The sequence below is a fragment of the Rhodococcus sp. EPR-134 genome, assembly GCF_001647205.1.
Taxonomy (GTDB): Bacteria; Actinomycetota; Actinomycetes; order Mycobacteriales; family Mycobacteriaceae; genus Rhodococcus_F; species Rhodococcus_F qingshengii.
This window is the reverse complement of the sequence record NZ_LVCT01000483.1, coordinates 1-9,499: the sequence shown is the minus strand read 5'-3', so window position 1 is coordinate 9,499 and position 9,499 is coordinate 1. Positions and strand designations below refer to the sequence as shown.

Sequence of the window (9,499 nt, the reverse complement as noted above, 5' to 3'; positions counted from 1 at the left end):
TGGTCGTGCTTCACGGCACCGACACGATGGAGGAAACTGCGTTCTTGTTGGACCTGCACCACGACGACCAACGCCCGGTGGTCTTCACCGGCGCGCAGCGCACTTTCGACCATCCCGAATCCGACGCTCGTTCGAATCTCGCCGCGGCGATCTCAGCCGGACTGGACATCTCGTCACACGGGCGTGGTGTCCTCATCGCCTTCGGCGGTTCGGTCCATCCAGCCGCAGGTACGCGAAAGTCCGATACGACGGCACTCGATGCCTTCCGCCGCGTGCACATCGATCCGCTCCTGCTGCGTAATCCCGAACCATTGCCGTGGCATCCGATTTCGGACACCCGCGTTGACATCATCGCCGTGTATCCCGGGGCAGACCGCGTACAAATCGACGCCTGCGTGCACGCCGGGGCGCAGGGACTTGTTCTCGACGGACTCGGTTCGGGAAATGCCAATCCGACGATAGTCGAGGCCGTACGAGACTGCGTAGGCGCTCACATTCCGGTAGCCGTGACAACTCGGGTGCCCTCGGGGCCAATCTCCCCGGTTTACGGTGGCGGTGGTGGCGGGCACGACTTGATCGCCGCAGGCGCTGTATTTTCCACCGATCTTCGAGCCGGGCAGGCACGTGTACTTCTGGCAGCCTTGTTGTCAGATCCGGATCTCGTGGGCCTGGAAAAGGTATTCGACCGCTATTCGAGGTTTGCTCGCACCCCGCCGTTCGGGCGGTAGAACTGGCGACACCATTCATTGTTCGAAATTCACTCCACTAAATCAGGGACTTTGGTCCGAATTTTCGACTTGGACGCTTATTTGGTGTACGAATTGGGTAGTTTCACATCATCTAACTCGTTCAAAATTTCGATCCAGCGGTCACGTCCAGTGCAGCCAGTCGAACAGGAGTCGGATGAGCAGCCCATTTCGTGATGCCGCTGCAGTAACGCTCGACGCGGCTCACCGCGTCGGGCAAGCGCACGTGCCAGGCGCCGCACTCAACGGTCGTTTTCACCCGCCAACTGCCGTGAAAGGACTGGTCGCGCGTCCGCGCCTGCACCGCAAACTCACCGCATCCACTGCCACCAAAGGCTCAGGCCCCGGGCCTGTCGGGTTGCTCTCGGCTCCGGCCGGTGCGGGGAAGACCCTACTTCTGGCCGATTGGGCTCGCGAATATTCTCGAGCCTCCCCTGATGTTGCGCTGGCCTGGCTGACGTTGGCCGAGCGCGACAACAACGTGTCGATACTGTGTGAATCCCTCGCCGAGGCGATCGCGACCTCCGTCGATGCGGCCGGCCAGAGGCTCCCCGTGCAGACCGGATCCAGGCCGCCCGTCGAGCAGTGGCTCGCGCACTTTGCGGAAACCCTCGAAACGCACGAGCGCCGAACAACGTTGATCCTCGACGACGTTCACACCCTCCACGATCCGATGTCGATCGGTCTCCTCGATCGGATACTCACACAGACCCCGGGCAACCTGTCGATTATCGTTGCCGCCCGCTACGAACCACCGCTCACGTGGCATCGTCTGGCTCTCGACGGCCGACTCACCCGCTTTGCATCCACCGATCTCGCTTTCGATCGCTCCGAGATCACCGCGATATTCGGCGAGTACGACATCACGCTGCGCGACGACGAACTCGCAATCGTCGAGAACTTCACCAAGGGGTGGGGCGCCGTCGTTCGCCTGACCGCCGCGTTTCTGGCCGGCCGCAGTGACATCGGCGATGCACTGAACGAGTTCACGCACACACCCCGCCCGATCGCCGACTTTCTCGTCGACGAGGTACTGACGTCCTTGCCCGAACATGTCACCTCGTTCATGTTGCGAACAGCGGTGGTCGATTCTTTCTCCGCCCAACTGGCGGAAACTCTGACGGACTCGAACGCTCTATCCGAGATCGACTCGCTGATTCAGTTCAACTTCCCCGTGACCCGTACCGATTCCGCCGACCACACAACGTGGTTCAGCTATCACCCTCTCTTGCGCGAGCACCTTCGGGCAGAGTTCCGTCGCGTCGATCACGTCGAGAGAAACCGCGTACACCTGCGAGCAGCAAGCTGGTTCGAAAGCAATCACTTCGAACTCGAGGCGCTCGAACTCGAGGTGTCGATCGGAGACCCACACCGCATTCTCGCGTTTCTCGAACGCTGCGGGCTGGGCCTCGTACTCGACGGGCACTGCGGGGACGTCGTGCGAGTCCTGGAATCGGTGTCGACGCAGGTTTCGGAATCCCCGATCACCCGACTGGTGCTGGCGGCGGCCGCCCTCCACTCCGGTGACGTGACCTCGGCGAGCACGTGCCTCGATCTTCTCGAGGCAACTCATCCACCGATTGCAGAAGATCCATTGTTCCTGGCGATGAGCCTGGAAATCTCCTGCGTTACGGCGACTTCCGACAACGAGCCGCTGGCGGCACGTCTGGAGCGGCGTCAGAAAAGCACCCACTCCGACATCGAAGCCTACGCACACATGGAATTGGCGACGGCACACTTACTGCGACGTGAGTTCGACAGGGCGACTGTCGAATACACTCAAGCCGTCGCACTCGGGACAATACGGGGCAGGGCGCGATTCGTCTTGAAGTCGCTGACCGGACTGGGCTACGTAGCTTCTCTCAGCGGAGACATCGGGGCGATGAGGGCTCACTCCGTCTACGCTCTCGACTACGCGGTCGAACATCGCATCACGACGACTGCGGAGTACGAGTTGTCCGCGTCGGTGGCCGCCTTTGCCACATATCTCTGCGCTTCGAGCGAACTCCCGTACCGCATCCCGACAATCGGAAACTACCGGAGCACAGACGTTCTCGGCGCCAGCGCGCCGGTGTTCGGGTGGCACTCCGTCGTAACCTTCGGCCTTCACAGTCTCGACGGCTCGACCGACCGACGCTCGACCGCCGCCGATGTCCGCGACGCGATGCTCAGCGCGATCGAATTACGTACCTTTGCGTTCGCGACCTTGGCTCTTCTACCACCCGTCGTCCACGCATGCCTTTCCGTCGGCGAAGTGGAATGGGCAGCGAGACTCGTGCGTGACGCAGCCGATCAATTCGGAGAAACGTCGGAGATACATCTCGCACGGGGTGCCGTCGCCTTCTCGTCCAACAAGTTCGCGGAAGCACTCGTCGAAGTTTCCGAAGCTCTCGGGTCCTCCGAAATCCCGTTGCTCGCACATCACGTCTACGCCTGGACACTCGAAGCCGGGATCCACGCTGCAACAGGTCACGAGCGCAAGTCGTTTCGCTCCCTCCACAAAGCGCTGCGCGCCGCGGAAGCCGGTAGCCTGCTACGCCCCTTCCTCGACTACGGCGCATCCCTGCGGCCGGTGTTCGACGAGTTCAGTGGACATTTCGGCGATCAGGAAGCATTTGCCGAACAGGTACGTAGCCGCATTCGCCCACAAGAATTGGTGAGTGCACCGATCCTCACGCCAGGCGAATACACCGTGCTCCGTGAACTGGCTTCCGGAGACACCACCGAGTCCATTGCCGACACGCTGTTCCTTTCCGTCAACACCATCAAGACGCATCTTCGCGGGATCTATCGCAAGTTGGAAGTGAGCAACCGACGCGACGCGCTCAAGGCTGCGCGACGCGGCGGACTCATCTGAGCAAGACTGCTTCCATGCCCCCGAAGCTGTATTCCGATACGCGCGATCGATTGACCGTGTGGGCGAGACGTACACCCAGTCGACGGTTGGCGACTGATGCAACCATCGGGGTCTTCGAAGTCGGGCTCGTGGACAGCGCCATGACTTTGGCGGCCCAGGCCTTTACGTCATTGCTCCCGGTCATGATTGCAGCGTCGACCTTGGAGAAGCTGAAGCCGTTGGCTGATGCCGCCAAAGACGACCTCGGCGTCCAACTCCCCGACACCGTATTGACCAGTACCTCTACCGCGGCAGCGTTCGGGATTGTCGGCTTGCTCATGCTGCTGATCAGTTCCACGTCCTACGCTCGCGCTCTCGGCCGGATGTACGGACGGATCTGGAGCGTGCCGACGGCGACACTCCGTCAGGCGTGGCGGTGGTTCGCGGTAGTGTGCGTCGTGGCCGCGTCGGGGGTCGGTGCGGCCCTGTGCCGTGAACTGAATGGCGTTCCGGGAGTGGGCAGAGTCCTGGAATTCACAGCGGTCTACGTCGTGTGGGCACTCGTGTGGACAGCCGTGCCCATGCTGCTGACGGCCAATCGCATGACCACTCGAATGTGCGTCGGGTCAGGATTGCTCACCGCGACGGGCCTGACCGGACTGCACGTGGCCGGCACTCTTTTCCTCCCCCGAATGACAAAGACGTCGCAGGACGAGTTCGGTCTTCTGGGCGTGATGTTCACCGTCATCGGCTGGCTGTTCATCTTCTCGGCCATCGTGGTTGTCGCGTCGTCGATCGTCGGATCAGTGGCCAAAGATTCCGGTCCCCTGGGAATCTGGCTACGGACATCACGCTGAGGTGTTGTCTCGACCTGCAAGCGCTTGCGAGACGGTCGGATAGACGTCGACCTTCAGCGCGCCCTGGTCGGCACCGGACAGAACGTCGCGGAACTGCCCGATGTCGCGTGCCACTCGGAAGCTCACATTCTTGCGTGCCAACGAATCTCGAAGCTGAGCCAACATCTGCGCAGCGCTGACGTCGATGAACGGTGACGTCTCGGCGTCGAGAACGACCATGGTGGTGCCGGCGGTCACCAGACCGGTGATCTGATCACGCACGTGATCGGCATTGGCGAAGAACATCCCCGCTTCGACCCTGACCACTACGACGCCGTCGAGTGTTTTCAGATCAGGATGCCCACTGATGTCGACCCAGCGCGTGCCGTCCTTGGCCAGAGCGGCCACGTGCGGTTTGGAGACCCGATACAGGAGCAGCAACATCGAGACGGCGATTCCGATGATCAGACCGGGCAACGTGTCGAAGAGGAGAACCCCGAACATCGCCGCGATCGCCGCCGCGAAATCGGCCCGGGCAGCGTGCCCGTAGATACTGCCCAACCTCTTCGTCCATACCCGGTACAGCGCTGCGAGGGAGGAGAAATCGACCAGTTCGATCACTGCTGCGATGACCACAGCCGAGAGCGTCGCCTCTGGCAACTTCTCGAACAGGCCGGTGAGAAACAGCAGTGTCACCAGCGTCAGCGCCGCGACCACCAGTCCGCTGACCTGAGATTTGGCGCCCGCTCCTCCGTTGACGGCGGTCTTCGACAGGCTGCCGTTGACCACCATTCCCGAGCAGAGACCCGATCCGAGATTGGCCGCACCCAGTCCTGCCAGTTCACGATTGGCGTCGATGGTGTAGCCGGCTTTGGCCGCGTATGTCTTTGCAGCGCCAAGACCTTCGGCGAAACCGATGAGCAGAACGCCGACCGCAGGTCCGACCAGGTCGAGGTAGTCCTCGGCTCCCACACCACTCGGCAGACCCATCGACGGCAGGCCCGAGTCGATGTGTCCGACAATGTCGATGCCACGATCGTCGAGGCCGAACAACGCTACTGCGGTAATGCCCAGCAGCACGACGAGGAGCGAACCCGGTACGAGCGGAAGCCATCGCTTGACGCCCAGGACCATTGCCAGGCTGAGCAATCCGATGATCACGGTCGGTAGGTCGACCTCACCCAGTTCCTTCACCACTGTCCACGTCTGGACGAAGAAGTTTCCCTCCCCCTTGTCCACGCCCAGGAGTTTGGGTACTTGACCGATGATGATCGTGAGCGCCAGACCGACGATGAATCCCTTGAGAACCGGCTCGGAGATGAAGGACGCGATGAATCCGAGGCGCATGAATCCTGCGAGCAATCCGACGAGCCCGGTCACGATCGCCAATGCCGCCGACAGCGCGATGAATCGGCCGTCGTTTCCTGAAGCCAATGGCGCAATCATCGCCGCGGACAACGCTGCGGTCGCCGACATCGGCCCGACGATCAGATGGCGCGAACTGCCGGCTGCTGCATACAGAATCAATGACGGAACCGCAGCATAAAGCCCGACCACCGGCGGAACTCCGGCGATGGTGGCGTACGCGAGCGCTTCCGGAACAAGGACAGCCCACACCGTAAGGCCCGCAATGATGTCGGGGCGAAGCCAAGCGCGTTGATAGTCGGACAACGACCCGAAGACCCACCAGGTCCGCGTGTGCGGAGCACTCATAGTCCTTGCACCCCTTTACTGATCTGCATCGCCGCGATCAGGACGAGGAGCCCGACGTTCAGCAAGTGCGTGTTGGTGGCTATCCAGGTGCGGATCTTCAGCAGCGGTTCGGTTGCCTCGTCCTTCTTGATCAGCAGGAGGGCAACAGGTACCGCGACCGAGGTCACGGACACCAGCGAGAAGATCACGGCCGAGACGATCTGCGACGTCGGTGCCACGGTGCTGAGACGAAGGTTCATCGCTGCTGCGATGGCACACGACATGTCGATGGGGTTGAGAACGAACAGCGCGAAACCGAGCACACCGGATCGCATTGGTTGGAAGTGCTCAACCGATTGCAGCATCTTCGGCAGCTGAGGGGCCGCAGCCACAACGTCGCCAGGGGCAACTGCAGCCGCCATCGCCTGAACCCCGCGACGACTGCGTGAGTAGACGAACCAGGCACCCGCCAGCAGAGTTGCCCCGAGAACGAGATGGATGACGGGCACCCACAGCGGAGGGTGTGTGCGCTGATGAACCTGGAGTGCGGTCAAGATGACGTACGAACCGGCCAGCGCGACAACTATTCCGAGATACCACCCGATCAGGTACGCAATGCTGTTGATACGCGCTCGTTCGGAAAACAGTACGGCCACAACGGCGACAACCGCCAGCGGGCTCATGATGATCCCGAGCGCCAGCGGGATCTGTTGCAGTAGCAGCGATCCCATAACTACCTCCAGTTGTCAGAGACCGCCGATGCCCTTGCCGATGAGAACAACACTGATAACCAGGATCAACACACTCATCACCGTGGCGTTGTTTTCCTGCAACCACACCTTCAGCTTGGCCAGCGGACCACGCAGTCGCTCCGCGGCAACGAGGTAGCCGATCACGGGCACGCACACTGTGCAGGCCGCGATGATCGTGAAAACCAGAATGGCGACAACAACTTCTCCGGAGCCCAATGACGCGGATCCGATCGAGATTCCGGCCGCGATACACATCATCAGATTCTTCGGATTGATCGCAGCCAGAGCGAAGCCCAAGCCGAGGCCTTTGACAGCGGTCATGTCATCGATGGCGTGCATCCACTTCGGGGTTTCGTGCTCGCCTCCGCGTCCGCGCCATTGCTTGACTCCGAACGCAAGCAGCAATACACCCAACGCCAGCTTGATCCACGACACTGTCGCTGACGGATCACCTTCGGAGTCACCGAGCTTGCTGGACAGAAGCACGAAGATCACGGTGGCGACGACGATTCCCAGTATCCAGCCCAGCGCGAACCCGACGCTCGTGCTGCCGGCACGCTTGGACAACAACATCAAGATTGCCGCGATGATCGGGATCGGCGATACCGCAACGCCGACCGCGAGGGGTAACAGATCCCCGATGACAGATCCCATGCCGACCTCTTCTCTCTCCCGGTCGACACTAGGGGTGGCGACTCTGCGGAGCCTCACACAAAAGGGATGAACGGACCCGCGACGACATTCACCCGTAGGGGATGACGCCCCGAGCGCGTACGCGAGTAAGACTGGATCCCACGGATGCGGAGTCCTGGATCGGGCAGCGACGCCGATTGCACTTGACGACATGCGATTTCGAGGCTCGGAGCGGCGCCTTCTCGAACCTCATGGCCCTACGAAATGGAGCGGATACTGATGAATGCTCCCACTCGGTATCAATTCCTCATCGACGGCGAAGTGTCGGACCGCGTCAAGGCCGCATTTCCTGAACTCAGTGTCGCCAGTGCGGCCGGCGGGTTCACCAGTTTGTACGGACCCGTCGCGGACCACACGGCTATGCGGAGCATCATGGCCCGTCTCGATTCCCTCGGCCTGACCGTCGCCGAAATGCGTCGACTCCCAGACTGATCCGAGCCACACCCTGTCGAAATGTCCCACGCACGAGCGATGGTCCCGACCGAGTCGACTCGGTCGGGACCAACTGCTCTCGGGTTGTTCGGTGCCTAGACTCTGTCCCTGTCCCAGGTCGCGACCGCCCAGATCACAACGACATCGAGCGCGATGACCAGGATCGACCACAGTGGGTAATACGGCATCCACAAGAAGTTGGCGATGATCGAGAGCGACGCAATGACGATTGCCGCCGCCCTGGCCCACACTGCACCGGTGAAGAGGCCGAGGGCCACCACGATCCCGATGATGCCCAAGATGATGTGGATCCAACCCCACGTCGTGATGTCGAACTTGTACGTGTAGTTGATACCCACGACAAACAGATTGTTGTCGGCAACGGCCGCGATGCCCTGAAGCAGAGCGACAATGCCTGCGGTGAGCAGCAGAATTGCTGCTGCAAACGTCGTACCTACCGCGAAACCCTGCCGGACAGGGTGATTCGCGGGTTCCCGCGGTGGAGCAGTCATCAGCGTTCCTTTCGACAGAATGCACTTCCCTTACTCAGTCTCGAGGGGCTGGAAGGCGAAAACATCACCCGTCGCGGATGAACCGCAGGTCACCGACCCGTACCCGCTTGCCGGGATCGCAAACCAATGTTGGCAGACTGGCACTGTGCAACACACCGTAGTCGTGATCACCGATATCTATGCTCCACCGGCGGTGATCTTCGATCTCGAACTCGACATGGACGAACACTCGGCCTCGCTCCGCGCAACAGATGAGGTGGCAGTCACGAGTACGGGTAGATCGACGCTGGGAGAGGGCGACGAGGTGTCGTTCACTGCTCGGCATCTCGGGTGGAGATTCTCGATGACAAGCCGGATCACGCAGTACAACCGTCCGTACTCGTTCACAGACGAGCAGGTCCGCGGCCCGTTTGCCGCAATGCGGCACGAGCACGTCTTCGACGTTCAGCCGGGCGGGTGGACGCGGATGCATGACCGCTTCACGGTTACGGCCCCCTTCGGGGCGCTCGGACACCTGGCGCTGAGGTTGGCTGTCGGCCCGTATCTGCGGCGCCTTCTCGAGCAACGCGCCGCGCACATCAAGGGCCGCGCAGAAGTCGGCACGCCTTTCATCGAGTGAACACCCGCTCTGACGCACCGCAGCGAGTGCTCACTCGACAAAACCTGTGTTCACTCAGCAGCAGTCGCACTCGTCACCGCTCTCGGGCACAGCCACAACCGGGCAGCACGGATCACCCTTCCACGCGTTGATGCCTTCTTTCACCGCGATGACGGCGATGACCAGTGCAGCAATCGGATCTGCCCACGACCAGCCGAGTACCGAATTGAGCAGCAAACCGACCAGCAAGACCGCAGAAAGGTAGGTACAGAGGAGCGTCTGCTTCGAATCCGCGACCGCCGACAGCGAACCCAACTCCCGACCTGCTCGGCGTTGCGCATAGGACAGAGCCGGCATGATCGCCAAACTCACTGCAGCCAAGAGTATTCCGACGCTCGTGTG

10 protein-coding genes are annotated in these 9,499 nt (G+C 61.4%); 5 read left to right on the top strand and 5 right to left on the bottom strand.

The genetic code is table 11. The features are described from left to right. The 3 genes from A2J01_RS22300 to A2J01_RS22290 all read left to right on the top strand — a co-directional run. The coding region (locus tag A2J01_RS22300) for an asparaginase (protein WP_064113615.1) at positions 1-728 on the top strand (728 nt) is incomplete at its 5' end. A gap of 175 nt (positions 729-903) precedes the next feature. Further along, positions 904-3,603 carry a helix-turn-helix transcriptional regulator gene (locus A2J01_RS22295; protein ID WP_064113614.1) on the top strand — a complete coding sequence of 900 codons (2,700 nt, stop codon included), beginning with the start codon at positions 904-906 and terminating at the stop codon, positions 3,601-3,603. Positions 3,604-3,617: 14 nt separating this feature from the next. Then, the gene (locus tag A2J01_RS22290) at positions 3,618-4,439 is read left to right on the top strand and encodes a hypothetical protein (protein WP_064113613.1); all 822 of its coding nucleotides are present in this window, start codon (positions 3,618-3,620) and stop codon (positions 4,437-4,439) included. On the opposite strand, the gene A2J01_RS22285 is transcribed toward A2J01_RS22290, so the two are convergent. The 3 genes from A2J01_RS22285 to A2J01_RS22275 are packed head-to-tail and all read right to left on the bottom strand — an operon-like array spanning position 4,431 to position 7,516. Further along, positions 4,431-6,131, bottom strand: a complete 1,701-nt coding sequence (locus tag A2J01_RS22285) for a SulP family inorganic anion transporter (RefSeq protein ID WP_064113612.1) — start codon at positions 6,129-6,131, stop codon at positions 4,431-4,433. The two genes, A2J01_RS22290 and A2J01_RS22285, sit on opposite strands and share 9 nt — an antisense overlap. Further along, on the bottom strand, positions 6,128-6,841 hold the full coding sequence (locus A2J01_RS22280; RefSeq protein ID WP_058038384.1) for a GAP family protein: 714 nt from the start codon (positions 6,839-6,841) through the stop codon (positions 6,128-6,130). Before A2J01_RS22280 ends, A2J01_RS22285 begins: the two co-directional genes overlap by 4 nt. A 15-nt stretch (positions 6,842-6,856) precedes the next feature. Beyond that, the gene (locus A2J01_RS22275; protein WP_064113611.1) at positions 6,857-7,516 is read right to left on the bottom strand and encodes a GAP family protein; all 660 of its coding nucleotides are present in this window, start codon (positions 7,514-7,516) and stop codon (positions 6,857-6,859) included. A gap of 258 nt (positions 7,517-7,774) precedes the next feature. On the opposite strand from A2J01_RS22275, the gene A2J01_RS22270 reads away from it, so the two are divergent. Further along, a complete protein-coding gene (locus A2J01_RS22270; protein WP_003943015.1) occupies positions 7,775-7,987 on the top strand; it encodes a hypothetical protein in 213 nt (70 codons plus the stop codon). Positions 7,988-8,082: 95 nt separating this feature from the next. On the opposite strand, the gene A2J01_RS22265 is transcribed toward A2J01_RS22270, so the two are convergent. After that, positions 8,083-8,499 (bottom strand): DUF7144 family membrane protein, encoded by a 417-nt coding sequence (locus tag A2J01_RS22265; protein ID WP_003943077.1) that lies wholly within the window; start codon positions 8,497-8,499, stop codon positions 8,083-8,085. Between the two features lie 145 nt (positions 8,500-8,644). On the opposite strand from A2J01_RS22265, the gene A2J01_RS22260 reads away from it, so the two are divergent. Next, positions 8,645-9,118, top strand: a complete 474-nt coding sequence (locus A2J01_RS22260; protein ID WP_050655037.1) for an SRPBCC family protein — start codon at positions 8,645-8,647, stop codon at positions 9,116-9,118. 54 nt (positions 9,119-9,172) lie between these two features. Here A2J01_RS22260 and A2J01_RS22255 read toward each other — a convergent pair. Then, a partial coding sequence (locus A2J01_RS22255) for a cation transporter (protein WP_197494273.1) occupies positions 9,173-9,499 on the bottom strand: 327 nt, incomplete at its 5' end.

What these genes read in the sequence shown, in the direction of transcription:
- A2J01_RS22295 (WP_064113614.1), top strand. Translation starts at nt 904, where the DNA reads ATGAGCAGCCCATTTCGTGATGCCGCTGCAGTAACGCTCGACGCGGCT.
- A2J01_RS22290 (WP_064113613.1), top strand. Translation starts at nt 3,618, where the DNA reads ATGCCCCCGAAGCTGTATTCCGATACGCGCGATCGATTGACCGTGTGG.
- A2J01_RS22285 (WP_064113612.1), bottom strand. Translation starts at nt 6,131, where the DNA reads ATGAGTGCTCCGCACACGCGGACCTGGTGGGTCTTCGGGTCGTTGTCC.
- A2J01_RS22280 (WP_058038384.1), bottom strand. Translation starts at nt 6,841, where the DNA reads ATGGGATCGCTGCTACTGCAACAGATCCCGCTGGCGCTCGGGATCATC.
- A2J01_RS22275 (WP_064113611.1), bottom strand. Translation starts at nt 7,516, where the DNA reads ATGGGATCTGTCATCGGGGATCTGTTACCCCTCGCGGTCGGCGTTGCG.
- A2J01_RS22270 (WP_003943015.1), top strand. Translation starts at nt 7,775, where the DNA reads ATGAATGCTCCCACTCGGTATCAATTCCTCATCGACGGCGAAGTGTCG.
- A2J01_RS22265 (WP_003943077.1), bottom strand. Translation starts at nt 8,499, where the DNA reads ATGACTGCTCCACCGCGGGAACCCGCGAATCACCCTGTCCGGCAGGGT.